This window comes from Stenotrophomonas beteli, assembly GCF_001431665.1.
GTDB classification, from domain to species: Bacteria; Pseudomonadota; Gammaproteobacteria; order Xanthomonadales; family Xanthomonadaceae; genus Stenotrophomonas; species Stenotrophomonas beteli.
The window spans coordinates 86,819-104,389 of sequence record NZ_LLXV01000013.1 but is presented as its reverse complement, the minus strand read 5'-3'; the positions used below and the strand labels follow the sequence as shown (position 1 = coordinate 104,389).

The 17,571-nt window shown below is 67.2% G+C and carries 17 protein-coding genes; 6 read left to right on the top strand and 11 right to left on the bottom strand.

Going from position 1 to position 17,571, the window contains the following annotated elements:
- Window positions 1–7 precede the first annotated feature (7 nt).
- The 9 genes from ARC23_RS01265 to ARC23_RS01225 form a co-directional block, all read right to left on the bottom strand.
- Window positions 8–271 (bottom strand): YciI family protein, encoded by a 264-nt coding sequence (locus ARC23_RS01265; protein ID WP_057495536.1) that lies wholly within the window; start codon window positions 269–271, stop codon window positions 8–10.
- The gene (gene argH, locus ARC23_RS01260; protein WP_057495535.1) at window positions 271–1,566 is read right to left on the bottom strand and encodes an argininosuccinate lyase; all 1,296 of its coding nucleotides are present in this window, start codon (window positions 1,564–1,566) and stop codon (window positions 271–273) included. Before argH ends, ARC23_RS01265 begins: the two co-directional genes overlap by 1 nt.
- A 22-nt stretch (window positions 1,567–1,588) precedes the next feature.
- The gene (gene argC, locus ARC23_RS01255) at window positions 1,589–2,542 is read right to left on the bottom strand and encodes an N-acetyl-gamma-glutamyl-phosphate reductase (RefSeq protein WP_057495534.1); all 954 of its coding nucleotides are present in this window, start codon (window positions 2,540–2,542) and stop codon (window positions 1,589–1,591) included.
- The gene (locus ARC23_RS01250) at window positions 2,539–3,141 is read right to left on the bottom strand and encodes a GNAT family N-acetyltransferase (RefSeq protein WP_057495533.1); all 603 of its coding nucleotides are present in this window, start codon (window positions 3,139–3,141) and stop codon (window positions 2,539–2,541) included. Before ARC23_RS01250 ends, argC begins: the two co-directional genes overlap by 4 nt.
- A 3-nt stretch (window positions 3,142–3,144) precedes the next feature.
- Window positions 3,145–4,473 carry an acetylglutamate kinase gene (locus ARC23_RS01245; protein WP_057495532.1) on the bottom strand — a complete coding sequence of 443 codons (1,329 nt, stop codon included), beginning with the start codon at window positions 4,471–4,473 and terminating at the stop codon, window positions 3,145–3,147.
- Window positions 4,474–4,498: 25 nt separating this feature from the next.
- On the bottom strand, window positions 4,499–5,587 hold the full coding sequence (locus tag ARC23_RS01240) for an acetylornithine deacetylase (RefSeq protein WP_057495531.1): 1,089 nt from the start codon (window positions 5,585–5,587) through the stop codon (window positions 4,499–4,501).
- A gap of 118 nt (window positions 5,588–5,705) precedes the next feature.
- Entirely contained in the window at window positions 5,706–6,902 is a 1,197-nt protein-coding gene (locus ARC23_RS01235; RefSeq protein WP_057495530.1) for an argininosuccinate synthase, read from the bottom strand.
- An 83-nt stretch (window positions 6,903–6,985) separates the two neighbouring features.
- Window positions 6,986–7,996, bottom strand: a complete 1,011-nt coding sequence (locus tag ARC23_RS01230) for an N-acetylornithine carbamoyltransferase (protein WP_057493584.1) — start codon at window positions 7,994–7,996, stop codon at window positions 6,986–6,988.
- Window positions 7,997–8,316: 320 nt separating this feature from the next.
- Window positions 8,317–8,880 carry a glycine zipper 2TM domain-containing protein gene (locus ARC23_RS01225; RefSeq protein WP_057495529.1) on the bottom strand — a complete coding sequence of 188 codons (564 nt, stop codon included), beginning with the start codon at window positions 8,878–8,880 and terminating at the stop codon, window positions 8,317–8,319.
- A gap of 187 nt (window positions 8,881–9,067) precedes the next feature.
- Between ARC23_RS01225 and cysS the strand changes: the two genes are divergently transcribed.
- The 3 genes from cysS to ARC23_RS01210 are packed head-to-tail and all read left to right on the top strand — an operon-like array spanning window position 9,068 to window position 12,195.
- Window positions 9,068–10,444, top strand: a complete 1,377-nt coding sequence (gene cysS / locus ARC23_RS01220) for a cysteine--tRNA ligase (protein WP_057495528.1) — start codon at window positions 9,068–9,070, stop codon at window positions 10,442–10,444.
- 54 nt (window positions 10,445–10,498) lie between these two features.
- Window positions 10,499–10,951 (top strand): SufE family protein, encoded by a 453-nt coding sequence (locus ARC23_RS01215; RefSeq protein ID WP_057495527.1) that lies wholly within the window; start codon window positions 10,499–10,501, stop codon window positions 10,949–10,951.
- A complete protein-coding gene (locus tag ARC23_RS01210) occupies window positions 10,948–12,195 on the top strand; it encodes an MFS transporter (protein WP_057495526.1) in 1,248 nt (415 codons plus the stop codon). Before ARC23_RS01215 ends, ARC23_RS01210 begins: the two co-directional genes overlap by 4 nt.
- Before the next feature lie 558 nt (window positions 12,196–12,753).
- Here ARC23_RS01210 and dksA read toward each other — a convergent pair.
- Window positions 12,754–13,983 (bottom strand): RNA polymerase-binding protein DksA, encoded by a 1,230-nt coding sequence (gene dksA / locus ARC23_RS01205; protein ID WP_057495525.1) that lies wholly within the window; start codon window positions 13,981–13,983, stop codon window positions 12,754–12,756.
- Window positions 13,984–14,254: 271 nt separating this feature from the next.
- On the opposite strand from dksA, the gene yidD reads away from it, so the two are divergent.
- Genes yidD through ARC23_RS01190 form a run of 3 tightly spaced genes read left to right on the top strand, consistent with a single transcriptional unit; the run spans window position 14,255 to window position 16,702 of the window.
- Window positions 14,255–14,509, top strand: coding sequence for a membrane protein insertion efficiency factor YidD (gene yidD / locus ARC23_RS01200; protein WP_057495524.1), 255 nt, complete (start codon window positions 14,255–14,257; stop codon window positions 14,507–14,509).
- A gap of 1 nt (window position 14,510) precedes the next feature.
- Complete coding sequence (locus tag ARC23_RS01195; RefSeq protein WP_057495523.1) at window positions 14,511–15,857, top strand: dihydroorotase; 1,347 nt, start codon at window positions 14,511–14,513, stop codon at window positions 15,855–15,857.
- On the top strand, window positions 15,857–16,702 hold the full coding sequence (locus ARC23_RS01190; protein WP_057495522.1) for a M23 family metallopeptidase: 846 nt from the start codon (window positions 15,857–15,859) through the stop codon (window positions 16,700–16,702). Before ARC23_RS01195 ends, ARC23_RS01190 begins: the two co-directional genes overlap by 1 nt.
- A 159-nt stretch (window positions 16,703–16,861) precedes the next feature.
- Here the strand turns inward: ARC23_RS01190 and ARC23_RS01185 are convergent, their stop codons facing one another.
- Window positions 16,862–17,566, bottom strand: coding sequence for an isoprenoid biosynthesis enzyme family protein (locus ARC23_RS01185; protein ID WP_057495521.1), 705 nt, complete (start codon window positions 17,564–17,566; stop codon window positions 16,862–16,864).
- Between the last annotated feature and the right edge of the window lie 5 nt (window positions 17,567–17,571).

Genomic DNA, 17,571 nt, shown 5'->3' with positions numbered 1-17,571 from the left:
CAGGGCCTCAGCGGGTGTTCCATTCGTGCACGGTCAGGTCGGAGGCCTGCATCGTCACCAGCGGATCGGTGGCGACGATGGCCTGCGCCTGCGCCAGGTTGTCCACGTTGCACAGCACGTAGGCGCCACCACTGCCATCGGCGAAACCGCCGGTCAGCTGCAGCTTGCCCTGCGCCTGCAACGCATCGAGGAAATCGCGGTGCGGCTGCACGGCCGCCGCGTTGAAATCGGGCCGGCGCATCGCCAGCACCAGGTAGACAGTGCCCGCCATCAGGACAGCGCCTGCCAGCGTGCCTGCAGTTGCTCCAGGCGCAGGTCGGACGCCGAGCCGGGCGACACGCGCGCCGCCAGGCTGCCTTCCGGCGTGCGTCCCTGCCCTGCACTGTCGGCGCCGGCCGCCGCGGCCTTGTAGGCCTCGCGGAACGGTACACCGGCCACGGCCGCTTCCACCGCGACATCGGTGGCATACATGCCCGAATCAATGGCTGCACGCAGCTTGTCGTCACGCCATTCCAGGTTGGCCAGCAGCGCCGGCAGCAGTTCCAGCGCGGCCAGGCCACGGCCGAAACCGTGGAAGATGGCGCCCTTGGACGACTGCAGGTCACGGTGGTAACCCGAGGGCAGCGACAGCAGCTGCTCGATCTCGGTGCGCGCGGCGGCGACGCTGGCGTGGGTGGCACGCATCAGCTCGATCACGTCCGGGTTGCGCTTGTTGGGCATGATCGAGCTGCCGGTGGTGTACTGCGCCGGCAGCGCGACGAAGCCGAATTCGGCGCTGGTGAACAGCGACAGGTCCCAGGCGATGCGGCGCAGGTCCAGCGTTGCGCCGCCGAGCGCTTCCAGCGCGGCCAGCTCGAACTTGCCGCGCGACAACTGCGCATAGATCGGCGAGATCTGCATGCGCGCGAAGCCGAGCACGGCGGTGGTGTGCTCACGGTCCAGCGGCAGGTTCACGCCGTAGCCGGCGGCGGTGCCGAGCGGATTGGCATCCACCAGCGCATGGGTGTCACGCGCGCGGGTGGCGTTGTCGATGAAGGCCTCGGCCCAACCGGCCCACCACATGCCGGCCGAGGACACCACCGCACGCTGGATGTGGGTATAGCCGGGAATCGGCAGATCCTTCTCGGCCTGCGCGCGATCCAGCGCGACCTTGGCTACGTCGGCGCTGAGCTGCGCCACCCGCTGCAGTTTCTCTTTCAGCCACAGCCGGGTGGCAACCAGGATCTGGTCATTGCGGCTGCGCCCGGTGTGGATCTTGCGGCCAGCATCGCCGAGGCGTTCGGTCAGGCGCGCTTCGATGGCCGAGTGGCCATCTTCGTACTGCGTGTCTAGCACGAAGCGGCCTTCGCGGAAGTCCTGCGCCAGCACCTCCAGTTCGCGCAGCAGACCGGCCAGCTCATCGGCGCTGAGGATGCCGATGTGCTGCAGGCCCTGCGCATGCGCGGCGCTGGCGGCGATGTCATGCAGGAAGAACTCGCGGTCGAGGATCACGTCGTCGCCGGCGAGGAAGGTCTGGATCTGGGCGTCGACAGCGACGCCGGGCTTCTGCCAAAGAAGGTCTGCCATGGGTGCTCCGGGAATGCGGGGGTCAGTGCGGGATCGACGTCAGTTCGTCGATGCCCAGCGCGAGATTGAGGTTCTGCACGGCCTGGGTGGCCGCGCCCTTGAGCAGGTTGTCCAGGGTCGCCACCACCACCACCCGCTTGCCGCCCGGGGCCAGGGTGAAGCCACCGACCTGGGCACCGTGGCGGCCGGCGATGCGGCTGACCCACGGCGCCTCGTCCACCACCTCGATCAGCGGTTCGCCGGCATAGGCCTGCTGGAAGCGTTCGACGATCTGCTCGCGGGTCTGCACGCGGTTCAGCCACAGGTTGGCGGTCAGCGTGATGCCCCGGAAATGCGGCGCGACGTGCGGCATGAACTCCACCGCTACGCCCAGCTGCACCGACACCTCGCGCTCGTGCACGTGGTTGGTCAGCGCATACGGCATCAGGTTGTCGGCCAGCAGCTCGACGTTGTTCTTGTCCGATGGCGTGGTGCCGGCACCGGAGTAGCCGGAGACACCGAAGCACTGCGGCGGGCCGGCCAGCAGGTCCAGCAGCGGATGCACCGCCAGCTGCATCGCGGTGGCATAACAGCCCGGGTTGCTGATGTGCTTCTGGCCGTTGTAGCGGCTGCGGGTCAGCTCCGGCAGGCCGTAATACCAGCTGTGGTCGAAGCGGTAGTCGGCCGACAGGTCGACGATGACGGTGTCCGGCTTGGCCGCGTCCAGCGCGGCCACGAACGGTGCGGCCAGGCCGTTGGGCAGGGCCAGGATCACTGCGTCCGCGCCCTTGGCCGCCACCGCATCAGCGTCCAGGTTCTCGTACTGCAGATCGCCCTGGAACTCGGGATGGTGGTCGGACAGGCGCTGCCCGGCGCGCTCGCGCGAGGAAACGAAGGCCAGTTTCAGGCGCGGGTGGGCGGCCACCAGCTTGATCAGCTCGGCGCCGGTATGGCCACGGGCACCGACAATGCCCAGGGTGAAAGTCGAATCGTTCATGCGTGGCTGTCCAAGCGGTATCGCAGGTGGCGCTTCACGCCCTGCCATTCCGCGTCGATGATGGAAAAGATGACGGTATCGCGCGGCGTGCCATCGGCATGCCGCTTGTGGTTGCGCAGCACGCCATCCTGCTTGGCGCCGAGGCGGGCAATGGCGGTGCGCGAAGTGGCGTTGAACCAGCTGGTTTCCAGCACCACGCTGATGCAGCCCAACGTTTCGAAGGCGTGCTGCAGCAGCAACAGCTTGGCTTCGGTGTTGGCGCCGGTGCGCTGCACGCGCGGCGTGTACCAGGTGTAGCCGAGGCTGAGTCTGGGCACGCTGGCATCCAGATCGTAGAAGCGCGTGCTGCCGATGATGCCACCGGCCGCATCACGGACCACGAACGGCAGCACCCTGCCTTCGGCCTGTGCCTGCAGCGCAGCCTGCACATAGGCTCCGGCGTGCTCCGGCGACGGCACCTGGGTGTACCAGAGCTGGTCCAGGCCACTGCCTTCAAGCGCATCGCGCAGGCCGGGCACGTGTTCCATCTGCAGCGGCTGCAGGGTTACGTGCTGGCCGCGCAGGGTGGGAACCGTGTTCCAGGCACCGGGGTTGCTCATTGCTCAGCCCTGCAGGCTCGGTGCGCGCTGGGCGCAGTGATCGACATAGGTCTTGATGCGGTCGATGCCATCGGCGCCATACCAGAACACCTTCCAGTGATCCTGCTTGTAGCAGCCGTCGGATTCGGCGTAGTAGAAATGGTTGATCGGGTTGCCGTGGCGCGAGCGCCAGAACAGCTGCGGGGTTTCCTCCAGCATCACGTTCCACACCGCACGGCCCAGGCCCTCGCCCTGCGCATCATCGAGCACGGCGAACTTGTCCAGGTACACGCCTTCGGCCTCGTCGGTGAGGATGACCGCAGTGCGGTAGTTCTCGCTGACATAGGCGCGCAGCAGCCTGGTCTTCTCGAAATAGTCCGGCACCAGGGTGCGGCCGAAACTGGATTCGATCAGGCTCTTCAAGCGCGGCAGGTCCAGTTCGTTCCAGGCGGTGGCGCGCAGCACTTTCTCGCCCTTGCGCACCAGCGTGCCCGAGCCCTTGTGGGTGAACAGTTCCTTGGCCAGGTCGGCCGGACGGGTGATCGACACCGACGATTCCAGCGGCAGGCGATCAAGCAGATCCTTGATCTGCTCGATCTTCACTTTCATGCCACCGTGGATCCACGGCTGTGCAATGAGGTGGTCGTACTCGGTGGACAGGTTGATCGAATCAATCACGGCGCCCGCCTCGTCCAGCAGGCCACCGGTGCCGGTCAGGAAGATGATCTTGTACGGCTGCAGTTCCTGCACCAGTTCATTGGCGGCGAAGTCGGCGTTGACGTTGAGGATCTGGCCACCGGCGGTTTCACCCAGGCTGGTGATGACGGGGATCGACCCGGCGCGCAGGCTGGCCTCGATCGGCGCCAGGTTGACCTTCTTCACCTCGCCGACCAGGCCATAGGTGTCCACGTCGAGGTACTCGGCCTCGAACACGCCACCGGTGATCGAGGTGGCACGTGCGCCGTTCTGCTGCAGCGCCTCGACCAGGCGCAGGTTGGACTGCTGGAACACCCGGCGCACGATCGCCAGCGCTTCCGGGGAGGTCACCCGCAGGCCGTTGACGGTCTGCTTCTCGATGCCGGCCGCCGACAGTTCGGCATCCAGCTGCGGGCCGGCGCCGTGCAGCACGATCGGGGTCAGGCCGACTTCCTGCAGGAACGACAGCGAGGAGGTCAGCGCGTCGAGGTCATCACGCAGTACCGCGCCGCCGACCTTGACCACGGCGAAGCGCTTGGCGTCCAGCTGCGAGAAGCGCTTGAGGTACTGGCTGATCTCCTTCGCGCTGGCCATGCTGGAAAGCAGGCGCACGATGGTCTGGCGGGTCTGGCGGTGGGGCTGGAGGGCAGGAGACATTTCGGTTTCGTCGGAAAGGGAAGAATCAGGCGCCGGCGGCGATGATGCGGTGCACGGCGTCGGTGTAGCGCTGCAGCTGGTCCAGCGTCACGAACTCATCGGCGGTGTGGGCCTGGGCAATATCGCCCGGGCCGAACACCAGGGTGGTGTAGCCGGCGGCGGAGAACAGCGACGCTTCGGTCCAGAAGTCCACTGCGTTGCCGATCGGAAGGTCCAGCGCATCGGTCACGTCACGCGCCAGCAGGCGGCGGTTCTCGGCCTCGGCGATGTCGCCGGCCGGCAGGCTGGGACCACGGAAGGTCTCAGTGAACACGGCCGCTTCCGGTTCGGCGAAACCGGCGAAAGTGGCCAGCAGTGCGTCGATATCCATCGACGGCAGCGGGCGGAAGCCGAAGCGCACTTCGGCGGCCGGCGCGATCATGTTGGCCTTGATGCCACCTTCCACGCGGCCGATGTTGAAGCGCAGTCCGGTCAGCCCGCCGAAGCGCGCCGAGGCCAGCGATTCCACATGATCCAGCGCGCGGTTGCCCCAGCGCATGGCCTGGTGCAGCGCGCTGGCAGCGGCATCCTGCTTGCCCGAGGCATGCCCGGCGCGGCCGGCGAACTGCATCAGCACCGAGCTGATGCCACGATGCGCCAGCACCGCTTCGCTCATGGTCGGCTCGGCCACCAGCACCGCCTCGTACGGAATGCCACGGGCGAGGAAGGCGGCGATGCAGCGCGGATCGTTGGCTTCCTCGTCGCTGGAGAACAGGAAGGCGGCATCGCCATCGCTGGCATTGGCCGCCGCCACCAGCGCAGCGGCGGCGCCCTTGATGTCACACACGCCCAGGCCGACCACGCGGTCGTCCAGGCGGCGCATCACATGCGGGTCGGCACTCCAGTGCGGCGAATCGGGCACGGTATCCAGATGCACATTGAACAGGTACTTCGGCGTCCCGCGCACGGCGTACAGGCTGACCGCACCCGCGCCATGGTCGATCACCTCGACGTTGAAGCCGGGCAGGTTGTCGCGCAGGTAATCGAAGATGCCACCGGTGGTGATCGCACGCGGCGGGTTGCGGGTGTCGAAGGACACCAGGGCCTGCAGGTGATCGAGCGTCTGTTCAAGCATGAATCAATAGTTCCTTTGATGCCGCCATCAACCCAGGCTGGAGGAGAGCCCCCTTCTTGTTGAAGGGGGCGCGCCGAAGGCGCGGGGCTAAGGTGAAATGCGTGGGCTCGTGCTCAAGTCAACCGCGGTTGACTTGAGCAAAGAGCGTCGAGCTCATGCCAAACAGCTTGATGAAGCCCTCGGCCTCTTCCACGCCCCAGTCAGCCGACTGCGCGTAGGTGGCACCCTTGGTGTTGAGCAGGTGCGGCGACTTCACCGCCACCGCATCGACGCGGCCACCACGGGTTTCCAGCACCACTTCACCATTGACCTTGGCCTGCGAGGACTTCAGGAAGGCCTCGAGATCGGTCTTCAGCGGGTCGTGGTAGAAGCCTTCGTACACCAGCTCCACCCACTTGCGCGCCACGTCCGGCTTGAAGCGGTTCTGCTGCTTGGTCAGCACCGCATCTTCCAGCGCGCGGTGCGCGGCCAGCAGCGAGACCAAGCCCGGTGCCTCGAACACGATGCGGCCCTTCAGGCCGATCACGGTGTCGCCGGTGTACACGCCGCGACCGACGCCATACGGGGCGAACAGCTTGTTGAGCTGGGCCAGGATCTGGTCACCCGGCAGCGCCTTGCCGTCCAGTTCGACGGCTTCGCCTTCGACGAACTTCAGGGTCACGGTCAGCGCCTGTTCCGGCCACTCGCTGCGCGGTGCGCACCAGCCACGCGCGCCCTCGCCCGGAGCTTCCCAACGGTCGATCTCGCCGCCGGACATGGTCAGGCCCAGCAGGTTCTCGTTGATGGTGTAGGCCTGCTGCTTGGCGCGCACGCCGAAGCCGCGCTCTTCCAGGTACTTCTGCTCGTAGGCGCGGGTCTGGGTGTGTTCCTTCTGGATCTCGCGGATCGGCGCGATGATCTGGTAGTCACCCAGGGCCTTCACGGCCAGATCGAAGCGGACCTGGTCGTTGCCCATGCCGGTGCAGCCGTGGGCGATGATGTGGGTGCCCAGTTCGGCGGCACGCTTCAGCGCGGCATCAACGATCAGGTAGCGGTCGGACACCAGCAGCGGGTACTGGCCCTGGTAGCCTTCGCCAGCCCACACGAACGGCTTGACGAAGCCTTCCCAGATGGCCGGGCCACCATTGACGGTGACGTGGCTGGTCACGCCCAGCTCGGCGGCACGCTTTTCGATGAACTCACGCTCTTCATCGTCCACGCCGCCGGTATCGGCGAACACGGTGTGCACGTTGTAGCCACGCTCCTGCAGGTAAGGCACGCAGAAGCTGGTATCCAGGCCGCCGGAGAAGGCGAGAACGACGTCTTTGTTGCTCATGGGGGGATGTCCTGTTCGTCTGTGTCGTCGAGCCATGCTCGACTTCGTCTATGTAGAGTCGAGCCATGCTCGACTGATGCTTCTTAGCGCCCGGCAACCGCGGCCATGATCGCCTTCTGCACGTGCAGTCGGTTCTCGGCTTCGTTGATGGCAATGCACTGCGGCGAATCCATCACCGCGTCGGTGGCCTTCACGTTGCGGCGCAGCGGCAGGCAATGGCTGAACACACCGTTGTTGGTCAGCGCCATCTTCCGCTCGTCCACGATGAAGTGCTTGAACTGGTCGCGGATCGGCTTTTCCGGTTCCCAGTTGCCGAAGAACGGCAGCGCGCCCCAGCTCTTGGCGTAGACCACGTCGGCGCCGGCGTAGGCGCTGTCGATGTCATGGCTGATCTTCAGCGAACCACCGCTCTCGGCCACGTTCTGCTCGGCCCAGCCCATGTAGCGCTCGTCGAGGATGTAGTCGGCGGTCGGGCACAGCAGGGTCACGTCCATGCCCATGCGGGTGGCGATGGTCAGCGCCGAGTTGGCCACGGCGGTGTTCAGCGGCTTGGGGTGGTAGGTCCAGGTCAGCACGTACTTCTTGCCGCGCAGGTCCTGGGTGCCGAAGTGCTCCTGCAGGGCCATGATGTGGGCCAGCTCCTGGCACGGATGGGTGATGGTTTCCATGTTGATGACCGGTACCGGCGAGTACCTGGCGAAGCTGTTGAGGACGATGTCCTGGCGGTCGTACGCCCAGTCCTGGAACTTCGGGAACGCACGCACCGCGATGATGTCGCAGTAACGGCCCAGCACCTTGGCCACTTCAGCGATGTGTTCTTCGGTGTCGCCGTCCATCACCGTGCCCAGATTGAACTCGATCGGCCACGCATCCTTGCCCGGCTGCAGCACCACCGCGTGGGCACCGAGCTGGAACGCACCCAGCTCGAAGCTGGTGCGGGTGCGCATGGACGGGTTGAAGAACACCAGCGCGATCGACTTGCCCTTGAGCTGGTCGCCGAGCTTGTTGCGCTTGAACAGCGCCGCCTGGGTCAGCAGCGCGTCAAGATCGCTGCGGCTCCAGTCCTGGGTGTTCAGGAAGTGCTTGGGGGACATCATTTTTCCTTGCATGGCGGCGCCGGTTTTCGACGCGGTGGACGGGAAAAGCAGGAACCAAAGGTGGATCGAAAAGGTTGCAGTTGCAGCTTTCAGAACGCAGAAACAAAAAAACCCAGCCGGCGGGCTGGGTTTTTTTCGGACGAACAGCAAAAAGCTCCGGTTACCCAGCGAGAATGTGGGGTTCCGGTCGACGCGCACGCGAGGTCATGCCCGACGCCTGTCGGGCTGCGCTGCTGTCGTGCTGGAAGTCGGTGAGCTTCATGGCCGGCAATCTTTGCACGCGGCCGGAGCCGGCGCAAGGGGCAGCGGTTCCGGAATCAGGGATTGCTGGCGGTGCCCTGCTCGGGGCCGACCCACGGGGTGATCGAAACCCGGATCTTGAGCCGGTTGCCAGGGTCTTCAGGCAGCCGCGAGCGGTACTTCGTGCCCTTGTAGACGTAGTCCACGTCATAGGCGATGGGGCGGCGGAATTCACGCCCCACCGGCACGATGCGGCAGTCGCGGGTCAGCATCGGCCCATTGTTGGCCGGCGCCGGGGCGGGGTTCTCGGCGGCGGCCTCTTCGGTCACCTCCTCGTCGCTGCGCTTGAACATCGAGCGCACCGAGTCCCAGAAACGGCCGATCCGCCCCTTGTCTTCCACCGGTTCTTCACCGGTGACGTTGACCGGGGCCAGGGTACGGGTCGATACCGGCTCGCAATGCTCCTCGGTACGGGTCGCGCGCAGGGTCTGGAACACCGGCTCCACGTTCAGCACCTGGGCATAGTCGAACTTCACGTTCTCCACGATCACCACCCGGTTGCGGGGCTCGGCCTCCTGCGCCAGGGCCACGGCGGGCAGCGCCGACAGGCAGGCCAGGGTCAGCAACGCGGTGGATTTCATTGGCGACGGGAGCAAGGACACGGCAATAGTGTAGGCAGTGACGAGCACAAGGGGCTGAACATTACCCGTCCACGCCGCTCCTGCCCACCCCACCCTGGCCGGGCGCGGCGTCCACCGGTGGCAGCGGGCGCCCCAAAGGGGGTCGACACGTTCTAAAATCGAAGGATTGTCCCCCAGCCACAGCCCCATGACCCTGCGCCTGCACAACAACCTGACTCGCCAGCTCGAACCGTTCACCCCGCTCGACCCGGCCTGTCCGACGCTGTATGTGTGCGGGCCGACGGTCTACAACTACGTGCACATCGGCAACGCCCGTGGCCCGGTGGTGTTCGGGGTGCTGGCCGATCTGCTGCGCCGCCGTTTCGGCGCGCTGCGCTATGCCCGCAACATCACCGACGTGGACGACAAGATCAACACGGCCGCGCGCGAACAGGGCGTGCCGATCAGCACCATCACCGACCGCTTCGCCGCCGCCTACCGCGAGGACATGGCCGCGCTGGGCGTGGTGCCGCCGGACATCGAGCCGGAAGTGACCGCGCACATGCCGCAGATCATCACCATGATCGAGCAGCTGATCGGCAACGGCCACGCTTACGCCGCCGAAGGCCACGTGCTGTTCGCGGTGGCCAGCTTCGAAGGCTACGGCAAGCTCTCGCGCCGCGATCCGGAAGAGATGCTGGCCGGCGCCCGCGTCGATGTCGCCCCGTACAAGCGCGACCCGGGCGACTTCGTGCTGTGGAAGCCGTCCACCGACGACCTGCCGGGCTGGGAATCGCCGTGGGGCCGTGGCCGTCCGGGCTGGCACATCGAGTGCTCGGCGATGGCCGCCGCGCACCTGGGCGAGACCATCGACATCCACGCCGGCGGCGTCGACCTGCAGTTCCCGCACCACGAGAACGAGATCGCGCAGAGCGAATGCGCCCACGGCGGCAGGATCTTCGCCCGTTTCTGGCTGCACAACGGCATGCTCAACTTCGGCGGCGCCAAGATGAGCAAGTCGCTGGGCAACATAGAGCGCGTGCACGACCTGGTGCGCCAGCATCCACCGGAAGCGCTGCGCCTGGCCCTGCTGTCGGCCCATTACCGGCAGCCGCTGGACTGGACCGACGGCCTGATCGAGCAGTCGGTGCGCACCCTGGACCGCTTGTACGGCACCCTGCGCGAACTGGCGCCGATCGAGGCCACGGCGGTCATCCCGGCCAGCGTCGAGGCGACCCTGGACGACGACCTGAACACCCCGCAGGCGCTGGCCGAAGTGGCCCGCATCGCCGCCGATGCACGCCGCGCCACCGATCCGGCCGAGCAGGCGCGCCTGAAGGGCGAGCTGCTGGGCGCGGGCCTGGCGCTGGGCCTGCTGCAGGCCGACCCGGCGCAGTGGTTCGGTACCACGGCCGGCGACGACGGCGATGATGCTCGCATCCAGGGCCTGATCGACGAACGCGGCGCGGCCAAGAAGGCGCGCGACTTCGCTCGTGCCGACGCCATCCGCGACCAGCTGGCGGCCGAAGGTATCGTGCTGGACGACACCCCGCAGGGCGTGCGCTGGTCGCGCAAGCGCGGCTGACCCGCCCTGCCCCGTGGCCGGTCCGCCGGCCACGCCCCCACTGTAGAGACTGCTGTGATCGACTCCCCGTTCCCGCTTGAACCCACCGCCGCCGAGGCCCAGGCCGCCATCGCCGAGGAATTCGGCTTCTTCGGCGACTGGTCCGAGCGCTACCAGTACCTGATCGACCTCGGCCGCAAGCTGCCCGCCTTCCCGGACGAATGGAAGACCGAAGAGCACCGCCTGCTCGGCTGCCAGTCGATGGTCTGGATCGTGCCGGAAGGCAACGCGCAGTCGCTGCGCTTCCATGCCATCAGTGATTCGGCCATCGTTTCCGGCCTGATCTTCCTGGCCCTGCGCGTGTACTCCGGGCGCTCGGCACAGGAAATCCTGGACACCGAGCCCAGCTACATCCAGGACATCGGCCTGGCCCGTCACCTCTCCCCCACCCGCAGCAACGGCGTGGCGGCGATGCTGGCCTTCATCCGCGAGACCGCGCAGGCCCAGCTGCAGCGCGACCCGTCGTGAGCGGGCCTGCCACAGCCGAAGACACCGCGCTGGGCCTGCTGTCCCGGCCCGGTTTCGCCAAGCTGCTGGCCTACCGCATCTTCGCGATGCTGTCCTACCAGGTGGTTGCGGTCACCGTCGGCTGGCACATCTACGAAGTCACCCGCAATCCGTTCTCGCTGGGCCTGGTCGGCCTGGCCGAGGTGCTGCCGTTCTTCTGCGTGGCACCGTTCGCCGGCTACCTGGTCGACCATCTGCCGCGCCGCCGGCTGGGCATGGTCGCCTGTTCCGGGCTGATCGCCACCGCCCTGGTGCTGACCGGCGTTGCGACGGGTTGGCTGCCGTTCGAGGGCGTGTGGCCCATCTATGCGGCCATCGCCCTGACCGGCATGGTCCGTGCGTTCCTCTCGCCCATCTACAACGCGCTGTTCGCCCGCGTGCTGGCCCGCGACCAGTTCGCGCGTGGCGCCGGACTGGGTGCCGTGGTGTTCCAGGCCGGCATGGTGGCCGGCCCGGCGCTGGGCGGCGTGCTGGTCGGCTTCGGCGGCAAGGGCCTGTCCTATGCCGTGGCGACCGCCTTCGCGCTGGTGGCGACGGCCTGCCTGGCCACGCTGAAAGTGGAAGAACCGGTGCACACCGGTCCGGCCGCGCCGATCTTCAAGAGCATCGCCGAAGGCGCGCGCTTCGTGGTCGGCAACCGGATCATGGTCGGCGCGATGGCGCTGGACATGTTCTCGGTGCTGCTGGGCGGCGTGGTGGCGATGCTGCCCGCATTCCTGCACGAGATCCTGCACCACGGTCCGGAGGGACTGGGCATCCTGCGCGCGATGCCAGCGCTGGGTTCGGTGTGCGTGGGCCTGTGGCTGGCCCGCCACCCACTGCACCGCAATGCCGGCCGCGTGCTGCTGTTCGCGGTGGCGGGGTTCGGCCTGTGCGTGATCGGCTTCGGGCTGTCGCAGCACTTCTGGCTGTCGGCACTGATCCTGCTGTTCTATGGGGCCTTCGATGGCGTCTCGGTGGTGATCCGCTCGACCATCCTGCAGCTGGCCACGCCGGAAGAAATGCGCGGCCGGGTATCGTCGATCAACGGCATCTTCATCAGTTCGTCCAACGAGCTGGGCGCGTTCTATGCCGGCACGATGGCGAAGCTGCTCGGCCTGGTACCCGCGGTGGTGCTGGGTGGCTTCGCGGTGCTGAGCGTGGCCGGGATCACCGCGTGGAAGAACCCGACGTTGCGGAAATTGAATCTTCGCGACCTGCAGTGACGCTGCTAGCAGCGGATTCGGCGGCGCCGGGCGTTTGGCTGGGGCCGTTGCTCTCCCTCGATGATTGGGCTTGTCACTTTCTTTTCGCGAAAAGAAAGCAACCAAAGAAACGCTCCGCCATCCGCGAGCCGGCGCTGCGCGCCGGTGCCCTGTGCGCCTCGGTGAATCAGGGGACGGCGCCGAACTCGCTGCGCTCAAACAGCGGCGCCTCTTCGCCCCTGATTCCCCTGCGGTGCTCGGCTCGCTACAAGGCGGACTCAACAGCCGCGAGCGCACGCATGACCGCTCCTGTCGGCCTGAGCCGAGCGTGGGCTCGGCTCTACATCGGCCGCGCACGCAGGAAACCGTCGAGAGCCTGCGGGTGGGTCCGGGCAGGACCGTCCGCGGCATGGATGCCGCGGCCGAGCTTACAGGGATGTACTTGCAGCGTGTCCCGCCCGGACCCACCCGCAGGCTCCATCCGATACCCGGAAGGCGCTGCTCTACACAGCCAACTCGAACCCAACAAAAAACCCGGCCGAGGCCGGGTTTTTCGCATGAGCAGACAACGAACTGGAATCAGTCGCCCTGCTGCTTCTGCAGGTGCTCCCAACGCTCCTGGGCGTCGATGGTGCGTTCAGCGGTGAGGCGCGCTTCCAGGCGCTCCAGGCCGATTTCTTCGCCGGTGTCGACGCAGTAACCGTAGTCGCCCGCTTCCAGGCGCTTCAGGGTGCTGTCGATCTTGCCGATCAGCTTGCGGTAGCGGTCGCGGGTACGCAGTTCCAGCGAGTTCTCGGTCTCGCGGGTCGCACGCTCGGCTTCGTCGCCGATGTCACGCACTTCCTCGCGCAGGTTCTCGATGGTCTGCTTGGACTCTTCCACCAGATCGGCGCGCCAGTTCTGCAGCCGCTGGCGGAAGTACTCCTGCTGCAGCGAGCTCATGTATTCCTCTTCCGAGGACGGCTTGTAGCCGGCCGGCAGGATCGGGCGGCCGGTGGCCTCGTCGGTCTTGTACTCGACCACCTTGTACTTGCTGCGCGGGGCCGGTGCCGCCGAGCGGGCGGCGACAGCGACGGCGACCTTGCCGACAGGGCGCGACACGGTCTTCGGGGCGGAATCGGATTTCACGGCGGTTTTGGCAGGCGATTTCGAAACGGGCACGGGATTCTTGGATTGCGGGGCCTTGGATGCAGCAGAAGCGGCGGCCGGGACCGGCTTGGGAGCCGGTTGGGCTGCTGCCGCTGCCACGGTCTTGGCCGGGACAGGCTTGGCCGGAGCCGGCTTGGCAGCAGGCTTCGGTGCGGACTTCACTACGGGAGCCGGGGCCGGCTTGGCAGCCGGTACGGCGACATTCTTGGCAACGTTCTTTACAGCAGCAGGCGTGGCGGCCGGTTTGGCCGCGGCGACCTTCTTCGCCGCCGGCTTGGCGACCGGCTTGGCCGCGGCTTTCTTCACCACCGCCTTCGGCGCCGGCTTGGCTGCTGCCTTCTTCGCCACCGGCTTGGCGGCGGCCTTCTTTGCCGGCGCGACCTTGCTGGCAGCCTTCTTGACCACCGGCGCCTTCTTGCTGGCGGCGGCAGGCTTGGCCTTGGCGGGCGCGGCGGCTTTCTTCGCCACCGGCTTGGTTGCCTTGACCGGCGTTTTCTTTGCGGTGGCCTTCCTGGCCGCCGGTTGCGAGGACGCTGCCTTGGTCGCCGCCTTGCTGGCCGGCTTCTTGGCAACGGGCTTTGCCGCCAACTTCTTCACAACAGGCTTGGCGGTTTTCTTGGCGGCCGTTGCGGCCTTCTTTGCAGTTTTTTTAGCAGCCACGAAACGCTCTTCCTTGGATTCCCCGGGGCCCGGGAAAGCGGGCCTTTATAGCCTACCCGACCCGCAGCAGCAACCTCGGCACCCTGCTCCATTCAGTCCTGGAGCCAAGGCACCCAAAGCGCGGTCCGACGAACACGGACCGCCTTGCGCGGTACGGAACCTGGCCGGCACCCAGCGGCGCCGACAGCGGTCGCAGGCCATCGGCGACATGCGACCAACAGCCCATCCTGCACAAATGCGGCCTTCATGCCAACTGGCATAAGATGACTGGGTGATCTCGCGCCTGCTCATTGCCCTGCTGCGCTTCTACAAGCGCTTCATCAGCCCCCTGCTGGGGCCACGCTGCCGTTTCCTGCCGAGCTGTTCTGAATACGCGATGGAAGCCATCTCGCGGCACGGCCCGCTGCGCGGCAGCTGGCTGGCTGCGCGCAGGCTGGGCCGCTGCCACCCGTTCCATCCCGGCGGCTTCGACCCCGTGCCCGAGTCCCCCAACGCCCCCTCTTGCCGTTGCACAGGAAAACACTGACATGTCCTCCACCCTCATCACCAATGCCCGCATGGTCAACGAAGGCCGCACCTTCGACGGCGACCTGCGCATCGAGAACGGCCGCATCGCGCAGATCGGCAACGGGCTGGCGCCGCGCGACGGCGAGCAGGTGGTGGACGCGGCCGGGCGCTGGCTGCTGCCCGGCATGATCGATGACCAGGTGCACTTCCGCGAACCGGGCCTGACCCACAAGGGCGACATTGCCAGCGAGTCGGCCGCCGCCGTGGCCGGGGGCCTGACCAGCTTCATGGACATGCCCAACACCAACCCGCCGACGCTGGATTCGACCATCCTGGAAGCCAAGTACGAACTGGCGCGCGGCCGCGCCTGGGCCAACTACGGCTTCTACCATGGCGCCAGCAATGACAACCTGGAGGCGATCCGCGCGCTGGACCCGAAGAAGGCGCCGGGCGTGAAGGTGTTCATGGGCGCGTCCACCGGCAACATGCTGGTGGACGACCCGGACACGCTGGACGCCATTTTCCGCGAATGCCCGACCCCGATCATCACGCACTGCGAAGACACGCCGATGATCGATGCCAACCTGAAGGCCTTCCAGGAAAAATACGGCGACGCACTGACCCCGGACATGCACCCGGACATCCGCTCACGCGAGGCCTGCATCAAGTCGACCCGCCTGGCGATGTCGCTGGCGCGCAAGCACGGCACCCGCCTGCACGTGCTGCACATCTCCACCGCCGATGAACTGGCGCTGTTCGAGAAGGGCCCGCTGATCCGCGCCGATGGCAGCCGCAAGCAGATCACCGCTGAAACCTGCGTGCACTTCCTGCACTTCGCGCGCCCGGACTATGCGACCAAGGGCAACCTGATCAAGTGCAACCCGGCCATCAAGGAAGTGTCCGACCGCGAGGCGATCACCGCTGCGCTGGCCGACGACGTGCTGGACGTGCTGGCTACCGACCACGCGCCGCACACCTGGGAGGAGAAGCAGAAGCCCTACGCGCAGGCGCCCTCCGGCCTGCCGCTGGTGCAGTACGCGCTGGTGGCCGCGCTGGAGCGCGTGCACGAAGGCAAGCTGACCCGCGAGCAGGTGGTGCAGAAGTTCGCACATGCGCCGGCGCAGCTGTTCGACGTGGAAGAACGCGGCTTCCTGCGCGAGGGCTACTTCGCCGACCTGGTGCTGGTCGAGGACGTGCCGTTCACCGTCAAGCGCGAGGACGTGCTGTCCAAGTGCGGCTGGTCGCCGTTTGAAGGCACCACCTTCCGTTCGCGCGTGGCCTCCACCTGGGTCAACGGCCAGCTGGTGTGGGACGGCAGCAAACTGGTGGGCGAGCCCGCCGGCCAGCGCATGACCTACGACCGCTGATGCGCAGGATACTTCTGTTCGGGGCGCTGCTGGCTGCGCCCCTGTTTTCCGCACCCGTGGTACAGGCGCAGGATGGCATCGGCAGCCTGATCGACAGCCGCGTCGTGTTCCCGGCCAGTGCGTCGCAGGGCGCGCTGGTGATCGGCAAGGTCCCCGCCGGCAGCCGCGTGCAGTATGCCGGCCGCCAGCTGCGCGTGAGCGGCTATGGCAGCGTGGTGTTCGGCATCGGCCGTGACGAGAAGGGCCCGCTGCGCGTGCAGGTGCAACGCCCCGATGGTGGCAGCGAGACCGCGACCATTGCGGTGACGCCGCGCGACTGGCCCACCGAGCGGGTCAACGGCGTGCCGCCGAAGACGGTCAATCCGCCACCTGCGATCGCCGAGCGGATCAAGCGCGAACAGGCACAGGTGACTGCTGCGCGTGCCCGCGACGACGACCGTACCGACTTCACCCAGACCTTCATCTGGCCGGTCCAGGGCCGCATCAGCGGCCGCTTCGGCAATGCGCGCGTCTACAACGGGCAGCCCGGCGCCGGTCATTCCGGCATGGACATCGCGGTGCCGACCGGCACGCCGGTGAAAGCACCGGCCGCCGGTATCGTCACCTTCGCCGGCCCGGACCTGTACCTGACCGGTGGCACGCTGCTGCTCGATCACGGTTTCGGAGTCAGTTCCAACTTCCTGCACCTGTCGCGCATCGACGTGAAGGTCGGCGACCGGGTGGAACAGGGCCAGGTGATCGCCGCGGTCGGCGCCACCGGCCGTGCCACCGGCCCGCACCTGCACTGGGGCATGAACTGGTTCGATACCCGCATCGACCCGCTGCTGGTGCTGGAGCGTAAATAACACCCATCGCCCGGTGCAGTGGTGAGCTGCCGTTGTAGAGCCGAGCCCACGCTCGGCTGCTGTCGCGCAAGGATGAGCCTGAGCATGGGCTCGGCTCCACCGACGGCATTCAATCAACCGCGCACGGTAGCGCCGGGCCCTCCCCGGCGGAGCGCCGGATCAACCGCGCGCAGCCCACCACACGCGCAGCAAAGTACGCACCGGAGTAGCTTCAATCGGCTTGCCTGCGGCCTGCGCCGCCACGCGCGCGCGCGCCAGGCTGGACCATACGCGACGCGGGCGCGGGCCGGGCACGCGGGTGCTCCACCCCTTCAACAGATGCTGTGCCCAGCGCTGCGCGGCGCTGCTGGAATCTTCATCCAGCACGCTGCGGGGCACGCCAGCCACGCCGGCATCCTGCAGACGCTGGGCCAGGGTCTGCAGCAGTACCGCGCGACCGGCGCCAGTGTGCTGCTTGTCGTTGAACAGCGCCGCTTCCACCGCCGCCACCGCGTCGGCATAGTTGGCCAGCGCACGCTCGGCGCCGGCCGCATCCAGTGCGACGGTGCGCGCTTCGACCAGATCCGGCAGCGTGTCGGCCAGCTGCGCCCAGGGCGCACGCACCGGCTCCAGCAGGCGCCCCAGCGGATGGCGCGAACGATGCGCGGCCCAGCTGCGCAGCTCCTCGCCCCACCATGCCAGCTTGGCATCGGCCGGCAGCGGATCGCCGCCGGTATTGAGCATGTCGTCGAATTCCTGCAGCAGCGCGAACCACGCCACTGCGAGTTCGCGGTGCGATTCGGCCACGAACGGGGCGGCCACCGACCATTCCGGCCAGCGGCTGCGCCACTTGTCGAGGAAACTGTCCAGCGCGGTGCTGCTCACTACGT